Consider the following 19,079-nt stretch of genomic DNA (forward strand, 5'->3'; position numbering starts at 1 on the left):
AGTCCCCGTCGACGGTCTCGTTCATGACCTTCACGAGCGACCCGTCGGTGTCCTTGGCGAGCAGGTCATCCCACTCCCGGCCCCAGACCACCTTGATCACGTTCCAGCCCGCGCCGCGGAAGAACGCCTCGAGTTCCTGCATGATCTTGCCGTTGCCGCGCACCGGCCCGTCCAGGCGCTGGAGGTTGCAGTTGATCACGAAGTTCAGGTTGTCCAGGTTCTCGTTCGCGGCGAGCTGGAGCAGGCCGCGGGACTCGGGCTCGTCCATTTCCCCGTCGCCCAGGAACGCCCAGACCTGCTGGTCCGAGGTGTCCTTCAGGCCGCGGTTATGCAGGTACCGGTTGGACTGGGCCTGGTAGATCGCGTTCATCGGACCAATACCCATGGACACGGTGGGGAATTCCCAGAACTCCGGCATCAGCCGCGGGTGCGGGTAGGAGGACAGGGCGTGGCCCTCCTTGGACTTCTCCTGCCGGAACCCGTCCAGGTCCTCCTCGGTCAGCCGGCCCTCCATGAACGCCCGGGCGTACATGCCCGGGGACGCGTGGCCCTGGAAGAAGACCTGGTCCCCGCCGCCGGGGTGGTCCTTGCCGCGGAAGAAATGGTTGAAGCCCACCTCGTACAGGGTCGCCGCCCCGGCGTAGGTGGAAATATGCCCGCCGACGCCGATGCTCGCCTTCTGCGCCCGGTGCACCATGATCGCAGCGTTCCAGCGCATATACGCCCGGTACCGGCGCTCGAACTCCTCGTTGCCGGGGAACTCCGCTTCCTGGTCCACGGGAATGGTGTTCACGTAGTCCGTGGTGGTCACCATCGGAACCCCGACACTCTGCGCGCCAGCGCGCTGCAGCAGGCTCCGCATGATGTATTGGGCACGCTCAGTGCCCTGTTCCCTGATCAGCGCGTCCAGGGACTCAACCCATTCAGCGGTCTCTTCCGGATCACGATCAGGCAGCTGGTTAGTCAACCCGCTGAGGATATGGGAGGTATCTTCTCCTGCAGCCACGTCCAAGCCTCGTTTCATCGTTGAATATTCGAGTGTTCTTTTTCGCAATGCGAGAAAGATTTCTTGTCTTTCGAGAATAGATGAACACCTCCCGGCGGCGGAATTGCCCGGCTTCAAGCCCAGCCAAGACCGGCGGCCCGATTTATGCGGGGAACCGGTCCAACCGCCTCAAAACTAGCCTTGACCAGCGTATCCGGCCTGTCGGAAGCGTCTACAAGCGTGGTCTCCCTGAGCTCCTGCCGCGTTATCAACGGATTATGACTGCCCGAACAATCCGTTAGCTGACACCCGGGATTGTTGCCCGTAGGCTCTTCACCGGCGGCTCAGTCCTGGCCCCGCCCCAAGGAGAACCAGTGCTTAATGCCCAAGAACCAGACCTAAAAATCGCAGTTGTCACCGGAGCCGGATCCGGGATCGGCCGTGCTGTCGCCCGGCTCATGCTGGAAGACGGCTTCCGGGTAATCCTGGCTGGCCGGCGGGAGCCCCAGCTGCTTGAAACCTCGGGTGGGCATCCGAATGCCCTTGCCGTTCCCTGCGATGTCACGGACCCACACGACGTGGAGCGGCTTTTCGCCACTGCGGTCCGGCAATGGGGGAGGGTGGACGTGCTGTTCAACAATGCCGGCGTTTTCGGCCCCGCCGCCTCGGTGGACGAAGTCAGCCTGCCGGACTGGGAGGCGACGCTGGCTGTGAACCTGACCGGAGCCATGCTCTGTGCCGCGGCCGCGGTGCGGGCCATGAAGGCCCAGTCCCCGCAGGGCGGGCGGATCATCAACAACGGATCGATCGCCGCGCATTCGCCGCGTCCCCGGACTGTTGCCTACACCGTCACCAAGCACGCCCTGACCGGACTGACCAAGAGCATCGACCTGGACGGGCGAGGCTTCGGCATCACCTGCGGCCAGATCGACATCGGCAACACCGCCACCGAGCTGATGGACCACATCGGTGTCGGGTCCGGGGCCGTCCAGGCCGACGGGAGCCGCAAAGTGGAGCCCACCTTCCCGGTGGAGGACGCGGCACGCGCTGTCCTGCTAATGGCCCGGATGCCGGCTTCCGCCAGCGTCGGATCCATGGTGGTCACGGCGTCGGGAATGCCGTTCATCGGACGCGGGTAGCCGTTCGCCCCAGTGCGCGGACTGCTCAGCTCCCGCGGTAGCTCGAAAACGAAAAGGGGCTCAACAGCAGGGGGATATGGTAGTGCGGCTCATTCGTGTCCACCGTGAAGGTGAGTACGACCTCGGGGAAGAAGGCCGGGGTGTTCCGTGCCGCGAAGTACTCTGCAGTGGTGAACTTCAGCCGGTACGTTCCGGAGGCCAGGACTTCGGGGCCGACTTCCTTCACTCGCCCGTCGGAATCAGTCTGCGCAGCGCCGATCTCAGACCATGAACCATCGACCAGGGCGTGCAGGCTGACTGGCACCCCCGCCGCCGGCTTTCCTGTAGCGGTGTCGAGAATGTGGGTGGTTACATGTGAAATTGTCACTCGTTGATCATTCCTTCAAGTCTGTGCACTGCGATTTCACGCAGCTGCTGCTGGATTACGGACTGTTCCTGGTCCGGCGTGTTGGAGAGCCTCGCCTGGAGGGCATCCAGAATGTCTTCCTTGCTGCGGCCCGCAGCCCGGATCAGGAAGACCTGTCCGAACTTCTCTTCGTAGTTCCGGTTCCCTTCCAGGATTGCGGCCATAACGGTCGCCGGGGCAGCGCCGAGGGCTTCTTGTTCAGCCCGTGAGAGCCGCGCCTCGGAACTGTTTCCTTCTGCGCGTTCGCCTATCCGCGGGTGGTGAGACAGTGCACGCTCCACTTCCTCCGCTGTGAACGGGGAAGCTGCGTCACGGGCGCGGAGGAGCAGGTCGTCCCTGGATGAGAATGGCCGAGCGTCGGTAATCTCCTCGATCCACCTCGCTATGTCTAGACAGGGCCGCAGCGCAGCGACGATGTCAGAACGGGTGGACTTGTTGAACTCTTCGAGAAACATCACATTCCCTTTGGCTTAACTCGAGACGAATTTCATCATATGAAATTGAAATTCCATTACGTAGTAGTGAAGCTTAGGAGTCTGTCCGTGTCAACCTCTCGGGGGCGTGCCTAAAAGCGGCGGCCGTCACAGTAAAAGTGAAGTAGCGCCGTAGGCAGCTAACAGAACGGCAATTAAGCCGAAGTCAGAACGGCAACTAAGCCGAGCACGCTTTTGTCAGTGCGTTGACTGAGTCGGCCGGCACCTGGTCGCCCGCTTCCGCAATCTCGCCCAGCGGCGTCGTAATTTCTGCGGGGACGCCGGCGGCATCAGCGGCGGAGACCAGCCCGCCCAGCAGCGCCTTGTCCGATGCGCTGACCAGCCCGTCCTCCACCACGGCGCAGACCTGCTTGCGGACACTGTCCGTGGCGGCGGTGGCCACCTTGGAGGCGGCCTCATTCGCGGCGCTTCCGGCCGCTTCCTGCACCGAACCACAGCCGGCCACAAGGAGAATCAGGGGGAGGGTGGACAGGGCTGCATGGCGGCGATTCATCCGTCCAGCCTAACGGCTCAGCCGGTGCCGGCTTCCCCGTGCACGTCAGCCAGGTTGTCCTCGGAACGGTCCAGGTACGCCAGCAGGAGCTCTGCCGCGCGGTCCAGTTCGCCGGCTTCCAGCGCAACGCAGATCGCCTCGTTGTCCCGGAGGTAGTGGTGATAGAACTGCCCGTCGACGGTGGCCTTGTGGAAGAACAGCCGCATCTCGGCCAGGACCTGCGCCATCATGCTGTTCAGCCGCCGGCTTCCCGCCAGGGCAACTATGGCGCCATGGAAGTGCTGGTTGGCGCTGCCCAGGGCTTCCTCGTCGCCTGCGGCCGCGGCCCGTTTGCCTTCCTCGACGGCGGCGCGGACGGCGGCCACGGCCTCCGGGCTTCCGCCGCCCCGCAGGGCGCTGACCTCGATGGCGCGCCGGACGGTGTAGACGTCATGGATATCCCCTGCTCCCAGGCTTGCCACAAAGACGCCCCGGTTGGGCTGGCGGACCACCAGCCGTTCGCTGGCGAGTTCGGCAAAGGCCTCGCGGACCGTGTTCCGGGAAACGCCCAGGTCCTCCGCGATGGTGGATTCGGTGAGCCGCGCGCCGGGAAGCAGGGCCCCTTCAGCCAGCTGCAGGCGAAGTTCATCCGCCACCCGCTCGGCCACGGACGGAACGGCCACGCGGAGGCGGGGTGCGGCGGTGCGGAGTGCGGGGTCAGGTGTGGCCATACCTGTGAATTTACATGATCGTCACATCGTTGAATCGAAGAATTGTTGAACAATCCTGAAATTTAGTGCATTCTGGTAACACCACTCCATGAGACGGGGATCACACATGACAACCATCGACCTGAACAGCGACGTCGGCGAGTCTTTCGGACGCTGGACCCTGGGCGACGACGCAGCGATGTTCGGCTCCGTGTCGAGCGCCAACGTGGCCTGCGGCTTCCACGCCGGCGATCCCGGCGTCATCCGCCGGACCTGCCGGGCCGCGGCGGCCGCGGGAGTCGTCATCGGCGCCCATGTCAGCTACCGGGACCTCGCCGGTTTCGGCCGCCGCTTCCTGGACATCAGCCCCGGCGAACTGGCCGACGACGTCGTCTACCAGATCGGGGCACTGCAGGCTCTCGCAGCAGTTGAGGGAGCACGGGTCCGGTATGTGAAGCCGCACGGTGGCCTCTACAACGCCATTGTCACCCACAGCGCCCAGGCGCAGGCCGTCGTCGACGCCGTGAAAGCCGTTGACCCCGGCCTGCCGATCATGGGCCTGCCCGGTTCTGAAGTCTTGCGGCTGGCAGAGAAGGCCGGACTGCGGGCGGTCAGCGAAGCATTCGCTGACCGGGCCTACAACCCGGACGGAACGCTCGTCTCCCGCTCGGCCCCGGGCGCGGTGCTTCACGACACGGCCGAAGTGGCGGAGCATGTATTAAGGATGGCAACCGAGGGATCGGTCAGGACCATCGACGGTTCCATCCTGAAACTCCGCGCGGAAAGCATCTGCGTGCATGGTGACTCACCCGGGGCCGTAGCCATGGCCGCGGCCGTGAAGTCCGCACTCGGCGACGCCGGCATCGGCATCAGCCCGTTCGCCTAACCCGAAACGTCCAGCCTGAACCGCACAGCCTGGCAGTCACCGCATCAACCAAGCCACCCTCACCCCCGGAGGAACCCCATGACCAGCACCAACAAGGCAGCGAAGCCGGCATCCAGGAAACCGCCGCGCGGCGCCCTCAAGGCGTACGTCGCCAGCCTCACCGGCACCTCGCTCGAGTACTACGATTTCGCCATCTACTCGGTCGCATCCGCCCTCGTGTTCCCCAAGATCTTCTTTCCCTCCAACGACGAATTCGTGGGGCTCCTGCTGTCCTTCTCCGCCTTCGCAGTGGGCTACCTCGCCCGCCCGATCGGCGGCGTCATCTTCGGCCGCCTCGGCGACAAAGTGGGCCGCAAGTACGTCCTGGTCTTCACCCTGGTGCTGATCGGCCTCGCCACCGTCCTGATCGGTGCGCTGCCGGACTACTCCGTCATCGGCGTCGCGGCCCCCGTCATCCTGGTTCTGCTGCGCCTTGCCCAGGGCATCGGCGTCGGCGGCGAATGGGGCGGCGCGGTACTGCTGTCCAGCGAATTCGGCGACCCCAACAAGCGCGGGTTCTGGTCCTCCGCGGCCCAGATCGGGCCGCCCGCCGGCAACCTGATGGCCAACGGTGTCCTGGCCGTCCTGGCGGCATCGCTCAGCAATGAGGCCTTCCTGTCCTGGGGCTGGCGCGTGGCCTTCCTCGCCTCGGCAATCCTGGTGGGCTTTGGCCTGCTGATCCGTCTCCGGCTCGAGGAAACCCCGGTCTTCAAGGCCATCCAGGCACACGGTGAGCGCCCCAAGGCGCCCATCAAGGAGGTCTTCACCACCGAACCCAAGGCCCTGATCTCCGCCGCACTTTCCCGCCTCTGCCCGGACGTCCTCTATGCCCTGTTCACCGTGTTCGTGGCCGTCTACGCCACCAAGGAACTGGGCATGACCACCGGCAACGTGCTGGCCGCCATCCTTATCGGTTCCGCGTTCCAGCTCTTCCTGATCCCGGCTGCGGGCGCCCTCACGGACCGCTTCAACCGCCGCTGGGTCTACGGCATTGCCGCCGCGGCAACGGCAGTCTACATTCCGCTGTTCTTCCTGATGATCGCGGGCAGGTCCGTGCTGATGCTGACCCTCGGTGTGGTGATCGGCCTGGCCCTGCACGCCTTTATGTACGGCCCGCAGGCAGCCTTCATCACCGAACAGTTCCCGGCCCGTCTGCGCTACGCCGGCAGTTCACTGGCCTACACCCTGGCCGGCGTGATCGGCGGCGCCGTGGCTCCGCTGATCTTCACCGCCCTCTACGGCGCGGCCAACGGCGGCTGGTACCTGATCGCCGGCTACATCGCGCTCACCGCCGTCGTCACCATCGTGGGCATGCGCCTCGGCCGTGACCCGCAGCCGGAAGCGGACCTCCGCCTGCTCCACACTGACAACGCCCACGGCAGCCACGCCTGAGCGGCACGGCCGGATTCCCATGGAAACCGTCAGCAACCCCGCCACAGCAGCCCGCGTTTTGTCCGTCAGGCCGGTGGGTACGACGGCGGTGCTCGCCGAACTCTCCGGGCTCCACGATGTGCTGGCCCTGCAGGCCCTCCTGCTGGAGCAGCCGCTGCCGGGCCAGGTGGACGTCCTGGCCGCCGCTGAAACGGTGATGGTCAGGGCGGACTCACCGGCCGCTGCGCGCCGGATGGCTTCGCTGCTGCTGGAGCTGGACCTGACGGCCCAGTCCCATGCGGAGGGAAAGCTGGTCACCATCGATACCGTGTACGACGGCGAGGACCTCGCCGAAGTCGGCCGCCTCACCGGCCTGGGGGCGGACGGAGTGGTGGCCGCCCACACCGGGCAGATCTGGACCGTTGCCTTCGGCGGCTTCGCCCCCGGGTTCGGCTACATGGTGGGGGAGAACCAGTCCCTGGAAGTCCCGCGCCGCAACTCCCCACGGACCGACGTGCCCGCTGGTTCCGTGGCCCTGGCCGGCAACTACTCCGCCGTCTACCCGCGGAAATCCCCGGGCGGCTGGCAGCTGATCGGCCGCACCGCCGCACGGATGTGGGACCTCAGCCGCGAGCAGCCGGCGCTGGCCGCGCCCGGTGACCGGGTGCAGTTCCGGGCCGTCCGGGAACTCGTGGAAGTTCCGGATCCTGAGGCTCCGTCTGGCTCGGAAGGGCCCGCGGTTACCGATCCTTCGCTTCAGTCCGGCCTCCGGATCCTGTCCCCGGGCCTGCAGAGCCTGATCGAGGACCTGGGCCGCCCCGGCCACGCCGGGCTGGGCGTGTCCGCCGCCGGCGCGCTGGACCGGTCCTCCCTGCGCCGCGCGAACCGGATCGTGGGCAACCAGCCCAATGCCGCCGTCGTCGAAACCGTTGCCGGCGGGCTGCGCGTGCAGGCTGCGGGGGACCAGGTGCTGGCCGTCACCGGCGCACCATCGGCACTGACTGTTCTGACGCCGTCGAACGTTTCCGATGCGAACGGCACGGACAGCCAGGACGCGGAACAGGTGCGCGAGGTGCCCATGGCCACCGCCTTCGCCCTGCTGGACGGCGAAATCCTCACAGTGGGGCCGCCGGAGAGCGGCTTCCGCAGCTACCTCGCCATCCGTGGCGGTGTGGTTGCCGAGGCGGTGCTCGGCAGCCGGTCCACGGACACCATGTCCGGGATTGGGCCCGCACCGCTGGCCGCCGGGCAGCTGCTGGCAGCCGGTGCCGCCACGTCCTCCAACGTGGTGGGCAATCCCGAACTGCAGCCCGACTTTCCGGACGGCGGCGTGACGGTGCTGGACCTCGTACCCGGACCCCGGGACGACTGGTTCGACACCGCCGCGCTCGAGTCGCTGTGCAGCCAGGACTGGGCGGTGACGCCCCGCTCCAACCGGGTGGGCATGCGCCTGGCCGGTGAGCCGCTGCGCCGGAGCCGGGAGGGGGAGCTGGCCAGTGAAGGAACCGTGGCCGGCGCCGTCCAGATTCCGCCCGAAGGCCAGCCCGTGCTGTTCCTGGCGGACCACCCCATCACCGGCGGCTACCCCGTGATCGGTGTGGTGGTGGACCACCAGCTGGATCTCGCCGCGCAGATTCCCATCGGGGGCCGGATCCGGTTCCGCTGGGCTCCCGGCCACGGACCGGCCGCCGATACCTCCTCCGAACGGGCCAACGCTTCGCAGACAACAGATTCCCCCTCAACAGATTCCCCAGACAAAGTGAGTAACTGATGCGTAAGGTCCTGATCGCCAACCGCGGAGAAATCGCCGTCCGCATTGCCCGTGCCTGCGAGGACGCCGGGCTCGAATCCGTGGCCGTCTACGCGGACGTGGACGCCGATGCCATGCACGTTTCCGCCGCCACGGAGGCCTACAGCCTGGGCGGCAACGCGCCGTCGGACACTTACCTGAGCATCCCCAACCTCCTGCGCGTGGCGGCGAAGTCCGGCGCGGACGCCGTTCACCCCGGCTACGGCTTCCTGTCCGAGAACGCGGATTTCGCCCAAGCGGTCCTGGACGCCGGCCTGACCTGGATCGGCCCCGGCCCGGAGGCCATCCGGCAGCTGGGCAACAAGATTACGGCCCGCGAGATCGCCGTCCGGGCCGGCGCCCCGCTGGTTGCCGGCAGCGACGGTCCGGTGGCCTCCGCCGCGGAAGCGCGGGCCTTCGCCGAAGAACACGGCCTGCCTGTCGCCATCAAAGCAGCCTTCGGCGGCGGCGGCCGCGGGCTGAAAGTAGTCCGCGAAATGGACCAGATCGAGGAGTCCTTCGACTCCGCGGTCCGGGAAGCCGTGGTGGCTTTCGGCCGCGGCGAATGCTTCGTGGAGCGTTACCTGGACCGGCCGCGGCACGTGGAAGCACAGGTGCTGGCGGACCAGCACGGCAACGTGGTGGTGGTGGGTACGCGCGACTGCTCGCTGCAGCGCCGGCACCAGAAACTAGTGGAGGAGGCGCCCGCGCCTTTCCTGTCCGGGGAACAGACCCGGCAAATTTACGACGCCGCCAAGGCAGTCTGCCGCGAAGCCTCCTACGCGGGGGCCGGGACGGTGGAATTCCTGGTGGCCGCCGACGGCACCGTCGCGTTCCTTGAGGTGAACACGCGGCTGCAGGTGGAGCACCCCATCACTGAAGAGACCACCGGCGTGGACCTGGTGCAGGAGCAGTTCCGGATCGCTGCGGGCGAGCCCCTTCGCCTCACCACTGATCCGGAACCGCGCGGCCATTCATTCGAATTCCGGCTCAACGCAGAGGATGTGGGCCGCGGCTTCCTGCCCTCGCCCGGAACCATCGCCACGTTCAGCGGCCCCACCGGTCCCGGCATCCGGCTGGATTCCGGCGTCCGGTCCGGATCCATCGTGGCGCCGCAGTTCGATTCGCTGCTGGCCAAGCTGATCGTCACCGGCGCGGACAGGCCGCAGGCGCTCCGCCGGGCCCGCCGGGCCCTCGCAGAAATGGAAATCACCGGCGTGGCCACCGTCCTGCCCTTTCACCGCGCCGTGGTGGCGGCGCCGGACTTCACGTCGGAAACCGCTTTGGGGATCCACACGCGCTGGATCGAGACGGACTTCGCGGACTCCATCGCGGCGGATCCGGAGTTCGGCACGTCCGTCCCGGACGGTGCGCGGCGCACCATCACCGTCGAGGTCGATGGCCGGCGCCTCGCCGTCGGGCTTCCCGCCGCCCTGTTGGACGGCTGGGCGAGGTCCGGTGCCGGCGTTCCGGCCGGCGTTTCGGTGGAAGGGGAGCACGACGGCGGCGCCGAGGCGGGTGCCGCCCGTCCCGGCGAGCTGCGGGCGGGCATGGCGGGGACCGTCGTGAAGTGGCTGGTGGAGCCGGGCGCCGAAGTGGCCGCCGGGGATCCGGTGGTTGTGCTGGAGGCCATGAAGATGGAGACCCAGGTTGCCGCGCACCGTGGCGGGACGCTGACGGACGTGCGGGCTAAAGCCGGCGGTGTTGTCGGCGCGGGGGCCGTGTTGGCGCTGATCGAATAGACAGGGTCCCGCGCTCATCGGAAACTCCCGCGCCAAGCGGAAAAGGAAAGTCCGGCCGGGAAACATCCGGCCGGACTCCTGCTGATGCTGTGAAAGTCTTAGTCGGTGTGGTTGGACAATGCCACCAGGACACCGGCCAGGGCAAAGTACTTGTTGCTGCCGAGGTCCTTGACGGTCTTGATGCCCATTCCGGCGAGGAGTTCGTCGTGCTTCTCCGTCAGGCCGGCCAGCGCGGAGGGCGGGGCATCAAGGATTTCCTTCAGGCTCTTGCCCTCGTAGTCCTTGTCGAGTTTCTTGCCAAGCTCAATTGAAACGGCCATGATCATCCTTTGCTCGAACGAACCTTGCAGTCGGCAATCCAGGCGCGGAATGCTCCGGATTGCCATGCCGCCCACAGTGCCCCGGCGCCATAGTGGCTACGCTATCCCAGCTGTGGGCGCGCGGGGAGTTTTTCGGACTGATTTTTTGTGGCCGGAATGGGGGCAGAATGCTTCCGCTGAGTGGGAGCTTCGGTTGCCACCGTGGCCGTGACGGAACAAGGTTGCAGCATGACCAAGTTGCAGGCAACGGCCAACCACTTTGGAACGGATGTCACGGCAGGAATCGAGGCGGAGCCCGATGGTGTCATCACCCTGGCTCCTCATCTTGCTGCCCTGTGGGAGCTGGCGGCGCCGTTTCTTGACGTGCGGAACAATGACGCCCACACGCTGTACGCCTTCGGCCTGGCCAGCGCACTGCTGGACGCGCACCCCGAAGCGGATGCCGCCGTCGTGCTTCCCGCGATCATGCTGCACGACATCGGCTGGTCCCAGGTGCCGCCGTCGGAGGTCCTGGCGGCCATCGCGCCGGGAGGCGGCAGGCCGGACCTGGTGCTGCTGCATGAGAAAGAGGGCGCCAGGCTCGGGGCGGAGCTTCTCGGGAAGTCCGGCTACGATGCCGCGAAAATCCCGGCGATTCTGGCCATCATTGACGGTCACGACTCCCGCCGTGAAGCACTCTCCATCGAGGACGCCATCGTCAAGGACGCCGACAAAACGTGGCGGCTCAGCCCACACGGCATCGACACGGTGATGGACTGGTTCGGCCTGGACCGGGGGCAGGCGCTCCGGCTGTGCAGCCAACGCGTGCACGGCCACCTGTTCACGGACGAAGCCAAAGCCATGGCACGGGCGCTGTCGGCGCTGGAGTCGGTCACCGCGTGGCCGCAGCGCCAACAACTGCTCAAGGCCGGACCGAGTGCCGGACAGAACGCTGGCACGACCTCCGGCGGGGACGACGGCCGCGCCTCCATCTAGACTCGAATCCGGACACTGACAGGCGCGTCCGGAAACGAGGAGGTCCCCATGGCCGGCGGCAGCCGCGAGCCCGGACGCACAGTGACGTCCAAGGTGCTGGCCATACTGGAGGCCTTTGAGACCTCCCGCGGCGCCCTGAGCCTGACCGATATCGCGGAGAAATCCGGGTTGCCGCTCAGTACGACGCACCGGCTGGTCAATGAACTGACGGACTGGGGCTTCCTCTCCCGCGAGCCGAACGGACGCTACCAGCTGGGCATCCGGCTGTGGGAGCTCGCCCAGAACACCGGACGCCAGCTGCGGGACGCCGCCCAGCCCTACGTTCAGGACCTGTTCTCCTTAACCGGCGAGACCGCACATCTGGCGGTCCGGGCCGGGCACGAAGTCCTCTACATTGACCGCGTTTACGGCTCGAAACGCGTGCCCCGGGCCTCCCGGGTGGGAGGACGGCTCCCAATGCACGCCACCGCCGTCGGGAAGGTCATCCTGGCGTTCGAGGACGACTGGGTCCGCGACGCCTACCTGAACCGGGACCTCGAACGGCCCACCGCCCACACCCACATCGACCCCCGGAAGTTCGCCGAGGAGCTGGCCCAGATCCGGGCGCAGGGTTACGCCACCACCCTGGAGGAAGTGCGGCTGGGCTCGTGTTCCATCGCCGTCCCCGTGTTCCATACGGGACGCATCGGTGCCGGTCTCGGCCTGGTGCTGCCCAGCTCGTACGCGTCCACCATGACCCGGCATCTTCCGGTCCTGAAGGGGATCTCCGCCCAGATTGAGCGGGCCACCGCACGGATTCCGCTGGAGACGCTGATCGGCGTGCACCGCGGCCCGCGGCCCTGAACCGCTTGCAGGCGGTGCCAGTTAACCCAGGCAGCCCCAGGACGTGGTCCCGGGGCTGCCTGTATTGAGCGGTGAAACTTCGTCGATTACGAGAGCGTCGACGTATCAATCACGAAGCGGTAGCGGACGTCCGAAGCGAGGACTCGTTCGTACGCTTCGTTGATCTTGCCGGCCGGGATGACCTCGATCTCGGCGCCCAGGTGGTGCTCGGCGCAGAAGTCGAGCATTTCCTGGGTCTCGCGGATGCCGCCGATCATGGAACCGGCGAAGGAGCGGCGGCCGCCGATGAGGGCAAATGCGTTCACGGGAAGCGGCTCGGCCGGGGCGCCGACGTTCACCATGGCACCGTCGAGGGACAGCAGCTGCAGGTAGGAGCTGATGTCGATCGAGGCGCTGACCGTGTTGATGATCAGGTCGAAGCTGCCCGCCAGGTCCGTGAAAGTGGCCTCGTCGCTGGTGGCGTAGTAGTGGTCCGCTCCCAGCTTCAGTCCGTCCTCCTGCTTTTTCAGCGACTGCGACAGGACACTGACCTCAGCGCCCATGGCGTGCGCGAGCTTGACGGCCATGTGGCCGAGCCCGCCGAGGCCGACGACGGCGACCTTCTTGCCGGGACCGGCACCCCAGTGCCGCAAGGGGGAGTACGTGGTGACGCCCGCGCACAAAAGGGGAGCGGCGACGTCGAGCTCTATGCCTTCGGGGATGCTGACCACGAAGTTTTCGGTGACGACGACGTGGGTGGAGTAGCCGCCCTGGGTGATGGTGCCGTCGCGGTCCACGGCGCCGTAGGTGCCGGTGTTTCCGGCGAGGCAGTACTGCTCCTCGCCCTTCTTGCAGTTGACGCATTCGCCGCAGGAATTGACCATGCAGCCGACGCCGACGCGGTCGCCGACGGAGTGCTTGGTGACGGCGGTGCCGACCTCGGTGACGATGCCGGCAATCTCGTGGCCGGGAACCAGCGGGTACTGCTGGGGTCCCCACTCACCGCGGACGGTGTGGATGTCCGAGTGGCAGATGCCGGCAAATTTGATCTCGATCAGAACATCGTGCGGGCCGACGTCGCGGCGTTCGATGGTGGTGGGGACGAGATCTCCGTCAGCGGACGGGGCAGCGTAGGCATGAGCGATAAGCAATATTTCTCCTATTGAGAGGGGCAGACAGCTTTCGGATGGAGCTGCTGGAGTTCGTGGCCGCGGGCGGGTGGCGCCGAGCGGGCACTCTTCCATCAAAGCGCATCCGGCAGTTCTGAGGGAGGCCCTGCCTTGAGGGGTACTGGCAGGGCCCCCCTCGGTGAACCCGTACCTGGCGCCTTACAGGTTCCGGGCTGGCATCTTTGCGGTCTGCACGATGTTTTCCGTGGCGGCCCAGGAGGCGAGGAGTTTGAGGGCTTCCTCCGAGGGGCTGCCGGGCACGGCGGGGTAGACCGTCAGGGTGTGGCCGGGGTCCTCGTCCAGTTCCAGGACCTGGTAGTCCAGTTCCAGGAGCCCCACCACCGGGTGCTGAAACAACTTGGTGCCGGAGTAGTGGCGTCTGACATTGTGCGCTGCCCAGCGGGTGCGGAAGTCGTCGCTGCGCATGGAGAGTTCGCCCACGAGTTCGGCGATTCCCTTGTCATGCGGATTGCGGCCTGCTTCGCGGCGGAGGATGGCCACATTGGCGCTGGCGGCGCTGTTCCAGTCGGTATAGAAGTTGTGCGACCGCGGGTCCAGGAAGATGAACCGCGAGTGGTTCCCCGGCCGCGTCGCACCGCGGTACATGTCAGCGTAGAGGGCGTAGCCCAGGGTGTTGGCGGCCACGATGTCCAGCCGGTTGTTGCCGATGAACGCGGGTGCGCCGGTGATGGCATCCAGCAGGTGCTGCAGCACGGGACGGACCCCGCGGCCTGTGGTGTTTGCCGGGCTGCGCTTGCGGCCGGAGGTCGCGGCCGTGCGTGCCAGGTCGTAGAGGTGATCATGCTCGGCGCGGTCCAGTTCCAGCGCGCCGGCGATCGAGTCGAGGACGCTGTCCGAGACGCCCGCGAGGTTCCCCCGTTCGAGGCGGGTGTAGTACTCCACGCTGACGCCCGCGAGGCGTGCGACTTCTTCGCGCCGCAGTCCGGGGACGCGGCGCCGGCCGCCGTAGGGTTCCAGGCCTGCCTGTTCCGGGGTGATGCGGGCACGGCGGGAGGACAGGAACTGCCGTACCTCTGCTCGGTTATCCATGGGACTTCGTTACGGGGAACCCTGATCGGCGTGGGAGGTTCTGCTGGTGCCTTGTTGCGGGCTCCCGTGGTCCGGGGCCCGCAACGGCGAAACGAGGATTCGCAGTCAGACCCGGGACCTGCCTTGAATGAAATGGAAGATCAGCACAACCACTGCAACAACCAGAAGTATGTGAATAAGGCCGCCGCCGATATTGGCAAGCAGGCCCAAAAGCCAGAGAACTGCGATGATGATGGCTATCCAAAGCAACATGGGACTCTCCTTGGTTTCGCTTGGCCGGGCACTGACCCGGCCTAACACCCACTCGGTATCGCGTGGTGATAATCACCATATTTCAGAAAATGGCTACTGGATACGGCGAAACACTAAGTAGGCTACATAAAATTTGTGAGTCAAACCCGCCCGCTGATCACCCGGTCACGCCCGGCAAGAATGCCCATCACTGCGAGAACCGCCATGAGGCCCGCAGTGACAAGGAGCGGAAGCGTCCAGTCTCCGCTGACATCCCGAAGGCCGCCGAACATCACCGGCCCCGCCGCCGCGAGGGCGTAGCCAACGGACTGTGCCATGCCGGACAAAGACGCTGCCTGCGGGTAATTCACGGTCCGGAGGCTGAACAGCGACAGCGCAATGACAATGAGGCTGCCGCAGCCGATTGCCCCCAGCAGGACCCACAGCAGAATGAGGTCCGGCGCAATGGCCAGCCCGAGGAACGTGACGAACGTCAGGGCGCCGCTGACAAAGGACACGAGCCGCTGGTCCGAACCCCGGTGGAGGATTCCGCCTGCGGCGAGGCTGGCAAAGACGCTGATGAGCAGGAAGATGGACAGATGGATACCGGCAGTCGTGGCCGGGACGCCGCGGCTTTGTTCGATGGTGGGCAGCCACGCCATGAGGACGTAGAAGGCGATCGACTGCAGCCCCATGAAGGCTGTCACCTGCCAGCCCAGGGCTGACGCCCAGGGCGACCGGTAGGAGACCTCCTGCCGGGCGGCGTGCGCGGCGCCCGTCGTGTGCCGGCGCAGCCACGGCAAAAGCACCGCCATGGCAAGGAGGGCCAGTCCCACCCAGATTCCGAGGGCAAGCCGCCAGCCTGCCGGGGACGTCTGCGCGACAGGGACGACGACGGCGGCCCCGATTGCGGCGAAGGCCGCCTGGGTGGCGGTGTAGCTGCCCGTGACCTGGCTGACCCGCATCGGGAAGTCCCGCTTAACGAGCGAGGGCACCAGGACGTTGAGAAAGGCAATGGCCAGGCCGATCAGTGCGGTGCCTGCCCAGATGAAGCCGGGCACCGGCAAGGAGCGGAGCACGATGCCCGCGGCGAGGAACAGCAGGGAAAGCCACAGTGCCCGGTCCAGTCCCAGGCGGGAAGCGAAGGCGGGCGCCACCGGCGAAAAGACTGCAAACGCAATGAGCGGCAGGCCTGTGAGGAACCCTGCTGCGGCGCCGGATAACTGCAGGTCGCTGCTGATGTTTGCGAGGACCGGTCCCACGCTGACAAAGGACACCCGAAGGTTGACTGCGATGAGCAGAAGGCCGATGAAGGCGAAACCGAACCTGACAGAGCGGTCCGACGCCTTCCTGGTTGCACCGGTCATCGTGCGTTTCTTCCATCCTTTGGGGGTAGGGCGCCCATTGCACCCGTCCGATTCCGCCCGGTCAGATCAAAGCAGACCAGGCTTTTCGATTTGCCGCCAACATACCGCAAGTCGTCCCGAACTCCCCGTTCCCCGGTGCCGGAGGCGGGTGAGCCCCGTGGCCACGCCTATGCTTTTCTCAGCACGCGCCACATCTGGGAGACACATGGATAACAAGACAGCGGTCCTGCTCGTAGCGGACCGGGAGCAGTGGCAGCGGCAGTTTGCGCGCTACGCCACGATCCGCAAACGCGGAAATGGTTGCATTGGATACCTGCTCGGCGGTCCGCTGGCAGTTACTGCCCTGTACTTAGCCGGGCGCGTCCTGCCGTTGATCCAGGGAGACATCGCGCCGGGCCATCCCCGCTATGCCGATTACCGCTCCGGAACGGACGCCGGGATCGTGGTCTTTGCTGTTTTCTTTGTCCTGTACTGCGTTGCGGGCTTCATCTTCGGCCGCTGGCTGCGCAAGACCCACCTCGCGCTGGGCTTCAACGCGGATGGCTCCTTCCGGGAGGTGCAGCAGGACGTGGCCCGCCACGGCACAACTCCTTAGGGGGAGAAGTTTCCGCCGGGTCAGGTCACTTCCGTCCAGTGGAAGGCGAGTGTATCCACGCCGCGGTGATGTGGACCACACTGGTCACTAAGAACCCCCGGCCACCCTGACGGTGCCGGGCGGAGCCAAGTCACCAGGAGTCAAGATGTCATCGTCGACAGAAACGGCTGGCCGCTGTCCCTTCGGGTACGGCGCCGAAGCCCCCACCGGGCACCACGGCTACGAGCCGTTCCAGATGAAGGATCCCTTCACCGCCTACGCTGAGCTGCGGGCAGAACAGCCTGTCATGTTCGATGAACGCGTTGGCCTGTACGTTGTTTCCCGCTACGACGACATCAAGGCCGTATTCGAAGACTGGGAAACCTTCTCCAGTGAAAACGCCCAGGCCCCCGTCCGTGAACGCGGAGCCGCTGCCAGGAAGATCATGGAGGACGGCGGCTTCACCGCCTACTCGGGCCTCTCCGCGCGCCGTCCGCCGGAGCACACCCGCATCCGCGCCGTGGTCCAGAAAGCCTTCACGCCGCGCCGTTACAAGGCGCTGGAACCGTTCATCCGCGAAAACGTTGTCACACTCATCGAGAAGATGCTCGCCCGCCCCGAACGCCGCGGCGATCTCGTCAAGGACCTCGCCTACGACGTCCCCACCATCACCATCCTGACCCTTATCGGCGCGGACGTCTCCCAGGTTGACACTTTTAAGCGCTGGTCCGATTCCCGGGCCGCCATGACCTGGGGCGACCTGACCGATGAGGAACAGATCCCGCACGCCCACAACCTGGTGGAGTACTGGCAGGAATGCCTCCGCCTGGTCCGCGTGGCACACGAGCAGGGCGGCGACAACCTCACCGGCGACCTGGTCAAAGCGCAGCAGGAAGGCGCTGAAATCTCGGACCATGAGATCGCGTCCGTCCTTTACAGCCTGCTCTTCGCCGGCCACGAAACCACCACCACCCTGATCTCCAACGCCCTGCGTGAACTGCTGGCGCGCCCGGAGCAGTGGCAGCAGCTGGTGGCGGACCCCAAGAAGATCCCCGCCGCCATCGACGAGGTCCTCCGCTACGCGGGCTCCATCGTCGGCTGGCGCCGCAAGGCCCTGAAGGACACCGAAGTGGGCGGCGTCGCCATCCAGGAAGGCTCCCAGTTGCTGCTCCTGATGGGCTCGGCCAACCGGGACGAAAGCAAGTTCGAAGCCGGCGAGGACTTCGACATCACCCGCCCCAACGCCCGCGAGCACCTCTCGTTCGGCTTCGGCATCCACTACTGCCTGGGCAACATGCTCGCCAAGCTCCAGGCCAAGATCGCGCTTGAGGAAGTGGCCCGGCTTGCCCCGGACCTGCAGCTCGACAATCCGGACGGCATCGCCTTCCGCGAGAACCTCTCCTTCCGCGTCCCCGAGACCGTTCCTGTCAGCTGGAAGGCCTAACCACCATGCACAGCAATGAATACATCCAGTTTTTCGACGGCGGCATTGAGCCGAAACTCGAAAACCTCGGCGGCAAGGGCGCATCCCTGGTCACCATGACCTCGGCCGGCATGCCCGTCCCGCCCGGCTTCGTCGTCACCACCGCACAGTTCGATGCGTTTATGGACGAAGCCGGCATCACCGAGGAGACCCACCGGCTCCTTGCCGGCCTCGATCCCGAGGACATGGCCCAGGTGGACAAGGTATCCGCCACCATCCGCGAGGACATCTGCTCCCGGCCCGTCCCGCCGGCCATGCGTGAGCTGACCATCAGTGCCTACGAATCCCTGATGAACCGCTTCGACGCGCCCGTTCCGGTGGCAGTCCGGTCCAGCGCGACCGCCGAGGACCTGCCCGACGCTTCCTTCGCCGGGCAGCAGGACACCTACCTGTGGCTCGACGGCGTCAAGGCAGTCACCGAGCACATCCGCCAGTGCTGGGCCTCACTGTTCACCTCCCGGGCCATCATTTACCGGCTGAAGAACAACATCCCGAACGAGGGCCTGTCCATGGCCGTCGTCGTCCAGAAGATGGTCAACTCCCGGGTTTCCGGCGTCGCGATCACCATGGATCCCACCAACGGGGACCGCTCCAAGATCACCATCGATTCCTCCTACGGGGTGGGCGAAATGGTGGTCTCCGGCCAGGTCACGCCGGACAACATCGTGCTGGACAAGGTCACGCTCGCCGTCGTCACCGAACACCTCGGCGACAAGCACGCCGAGCTGGTTCCGGACACGGGCGCCAAGTGCCTCGTGGAACGCGAGGTCGACGACGAACGCCGCGGCCGCCGCAGCCTCACCGATGGGGAACTCACCGCCGTCGCGCAGATGGCCAAGCGCGCCGAGAAGCACTACAAGTGCCCGCAGGACATCGAATGGGCCCTCGACGCGGACCTCCCCGACGGCGAGAACCTGCTGCTGCTCCAGTCCCGCCCCGAGACCGTCCACTCCTCCAAGCCGGCACCGCAAACCGCCCCGCAGCCCGTGGTCTCCGGCGGCTACTTCAGCGGAATCAGCGCCGGCAGCCTCAAGCCGTCAGCCTAAACGCAGCAA

General features: G+C 66.2%; 19 protein-coding genes and 1 pseudogene. 10 read left to right on the forward strand and 10 right to left on the reverse strand.

Annotated elements, in window-relative coordinates; genetic code table 11:
• Nucleotides 1-1,024 (reverse strand): annotated as a pseudogene (locus tag PY310_RS18235) (pyruvate dehydrogenase (acetyl-transferring), homodimeric type); the annotation flags it as partial.
• A gap of 335 nt (nucleotides 1,025-1,359) precedes the next feature.
• On the opposite strand from PY310_RS18235, the gene PY310_RS18240 reads away from it, so the two are divergent.
• Nucleotides 1,360-2,124, forward strand: a complete 765-nt coding sequence (locus PY310_RS18240; RefSeq protein ID WP_275215893.1) for an SDR family oxidoreductase — start codon at nucleotides 1,360-1,362, stop codon at nucleotides 2,122-2,124.
• Nucleotides 2,125-2,149: 25 nt separating this feature from the next.
• Here the strand turns inward: PY310_RS18240 and uraH are convergent, their stop codons facing one another.
• The 4 genes from uraH to PY310_RS18260 form a co-directional block, all read right to left on the reverse strand.
• Nucleotides 2,150-2,491, reverse strand: a complete 342-nt coding sequence (gene uraH / locus PY310_RS18245; RefSeq protein WP_275215895.1) for a hydroxyisourate hydrolase — start codon at nucleotides 2,489-2,491, stop codon at nucleotides 2,150-2,152.
• A complete protein-coding gene (gene uraD, locus PY310_RS18250) occupies nucleotides 2,488-2,985 on the reverse strand; it encodes a 2-oxo-4-hydroxy-4-carboxy-5-ureidoimidazoline decarboxylase (protein WP_275215896.1) in 498 nt (165 codons plus the stop codon). Before uraD ends, uraH begins: the two co-directional genes overlap by 4 nt.
• A 196-nt stretch (nucleotides 2,986-3,181) precedes the next feature.
• Nucleotides 3,182-3,517, reverse strand: coding sequence for a hypothetical protein (locus tag PY310_RS18255; protein WP_275215897.1), 336 nt, complete (start codon nucleotides 3,515-3,517; stop codon nucleotides 3,182-3,184).
• A 17-nt stretch (nucleotides 3,518-3,534) separates the two neighbouring features.
• On the reverse strand, nucleotides 3,535-4,227 hold the full coding sequence (locus tag PY310_RS18260; protein ID WP_275215898.1) for a GntR family transcriptional regulator: 693 nt from the start codon (nucleotides 4,225-4,227) through the stop codon (nucleotides 3,535-3,537).
• 106 nt (nucleotides 4,228-4,333) lie between these two features.
• On the opposite strand from PY310_RS18260, the gene PY310_RS18265 reads away from it, so the two are divergent.
• The 4 genes from PY310_RS18265 to PY310_RS18280 all read left to right on the forward strand — a co-directional run bounded on the left by PY310_RS18265 (nucleotide 4,334) and on the right by PY310_RS18280 (nucleotide 10,033).
• Nucleotides 4,334-5,092, forward strand: coding sequence for a LamB/YcsF family protein (locus tag PY310_RS18265; RefSeq protein ID WP_275215899.1), 759 nt, complete (start codon nucleotides 4,334-4,336; stop codon nucleotides 5,090-5,092).
• Between the two features lie 78 nt (nucleotides 5,093-5,170).
• Nucleotides 5,171-6,523: an MFS transporter gene (locus PY310_RS18270; protein ID WP_275215900.1), complete on the forward strand. Its 1,353-nt coding sequence runs from the start codon at nucleotides 5,171-5,173 to the stop codon at nucleotides 6,521-6,523.
• 19 nt (nucleotides 6,524-6,542) lie between these two features.
• Nucleotides 6,543-8,273, forward strand: coding sequence for a 5-oxoprolinase subunit B/C family protein (locus tag PY310_RS18275; protein WP_275215901.1), 1,731 nt, complete (start codon nucleotides 6,543-6,545; stop codon nucleotides 8,271-8,273).
• Nucleotides 8,273-10,033 (forward strand): acetyl/propionyl/methylcrotonyl-CoA carboxylase subunit alpha, encoded by a 1,761-nt coding sequence (locus PY310_RS18280; protein ID WP_275215902.1) that lies wholly within the window; start codon nucleotides 8,273-8,275, stop codon nucleotides 10,031-10,033. The genes PY310_RS18275 and PY310_RS18280 overlap by 1 nt, the downstream gene beginning before the upstream one ends.
• Nucleotides 10,034-10,131: 98 nt before the next feature.
• On the opposite strand, the gene PY310_RS18285 is transcribed toward PY310_RS18280, so the two are convergent.
• Complete coding sequence (locus PY310_RS18285) at nucleotides 10,132-10,353, reverse strand: hypothetical protein (protein WP_275215903.1); 222 nt, start codon at nucleotides 10,351-10,353, stop codon at nucleotides 10,132-10,134.
• A 228-nt stretch (nucleotides 10,354-10,581) separates the two neighbouring features.
• On the opposite strand from PY310_RS18285, the gene PY310_RS18290 reads away from it, so the two are divergent.
• Together PY310_RS18290 and PY310_RS18295 are read left to right on the forward strand one after the other, a co-directional pair.
• On the forward strand, nucleotides 10,582-11,328 hold the full coding sequence (locus PY310_RS18290) for an HD domain-containing protein (RefSeq protein ID WP_275215904.1): 747 nt from the start codon (nucleotides 10,582-10,584) through the stop codon (nucleotides 11,326-11,328).
• 48 nt (nucleotides 11,329-11,376) lie between these two features.
• A complete protein-coding gene (locus tag PY310_RS18295) occupies nucleotides 11,377-12,171 on the forward strand; it encodes an IclR family transcriptional regulator (protein WP_275215905.1) in 795 nt (264 codons plus the stop codon).
• Nucleotides 12,172-12,257: 86 nt separating this feature from the next.
• Here PY310_RS18295 and PY310_RS18300 read toward each other — a convergent pair whose 3' ends face one another.
• The 4 genes from PY310_RS18300 to PY310_RS18315 all read right to left on the reverse strand — a co-directional run bounded on the left by PY310_RS18300 (nucleotide 12,258) and on the right by PY310_RS18315 (nucleotide 15,967).
• A complete protein-coding gene (locus PY310_RS18300) occupies nucleotides 12,258-13,301 on the reverse strand; it encodes an NAD(P)-dependent alcohol dehydrogenase (protein ID WP_275215906.1) in 1,044 nt (347 codons plus the stop codon).
• A gap of 177 nt (nucleotides 13,302-13,478) precedes the next feature.
• Nucleotides 13,479-14,369, reverse strand: a complete 891-nt coding sequence (locus tag PY310_RS18305) for a helix-turn-helix transcriptional regulator (protein WP_275215907.1) — start codon at nucleotides 14,367-14,369, stop codon at nucleotides 13,479-13,481.
• Nucleotides 14,370-14,474: 105 nt separating this feature from the next.
• Nucleotides 14,475-14,621, reverse strand: a complete 147-nt coding sequence (locus PY310_RS18310; protein WP_275215908.1) for a lmo0937 family membrane protein — start codon at nucleotides 14,619-14,621, stop codon at nucleotides 14,475-14,477.
• 140 nt (nucleotides 14,622-14,761) lie between these two features.
• Nucleotides 14,762-15,967: an MFS transporter gene (locus tag PY310_RS18315; protein ID WP_275215909.1), complete on the reverse strand. Its 1,206-nt coding sequence runs from the start codon at nucleotides 15,965-15,967 to the stop codon at nucleotides 14,762-14,764.
• A 205-nt stretch (nucleotides 15,968-16,172) separates the two neighbouring features.
• On the opposite strand from PY310_RS18315, the gene PY310_RS18320 reads away from it, so the two are divergent.
• From PY310_RS18320 to PY310_RS18330, 3 genes are all read left to right on the forward strand, one after another.
• Complete coding sequence (locus PY310_RS18320) at nucleotides 16,173-16,562, forward strand: hypothetical protein (RefSeq protein WP_275215910.1); 390 nt, start codon at nucleotides 16,173-16,175, stop codon at nucleotides 16,560-16,562.
• A gap of 145 nt (nucleotides 16,563-16,707) precedes the next feature.
• On the forward strand, nucleotides 16,708-17,985 hold the full coding sequence (locus PY310_RS18325; RefSeq protein WP_275215911.1) for a cytochrome P450: 1,278 nt from the start codon (nucleotides 16,708-16,710) through the stop codon (nucleotides 17,983-17,985).
• Between the two features lie 5 nt (nucleotides 17,986-17,990).
• The gene (locus PY310_RS18330) at nucleotides 17,991-19,070 is read left to right on the forward strand and encodes a PEP/pyruvate-binding domain-containing protein (RefSeq protein WP_275215912.1); all 1,080 of its coding nucleotides are present in this window, start codon (nucleotides 17,991-17,993) and stop codon (nucleotides 19,068-19,070) included.
• Nucleotides 19,071-19,079 lie beyond the last annotated feature (9 nt).

The sequence above is a fragment of the Pseudarthrobacter naphthalenicus genome, from assembly GCF_029076445.1.
In the GTDB taxonomy this organism is placed as follows: Bacteria; Actinomycetota; Actinomycetes; order Actinomycetales; family Micrococcaceae; genus Arthrobacter; species Arthrobacter naphthalenicus.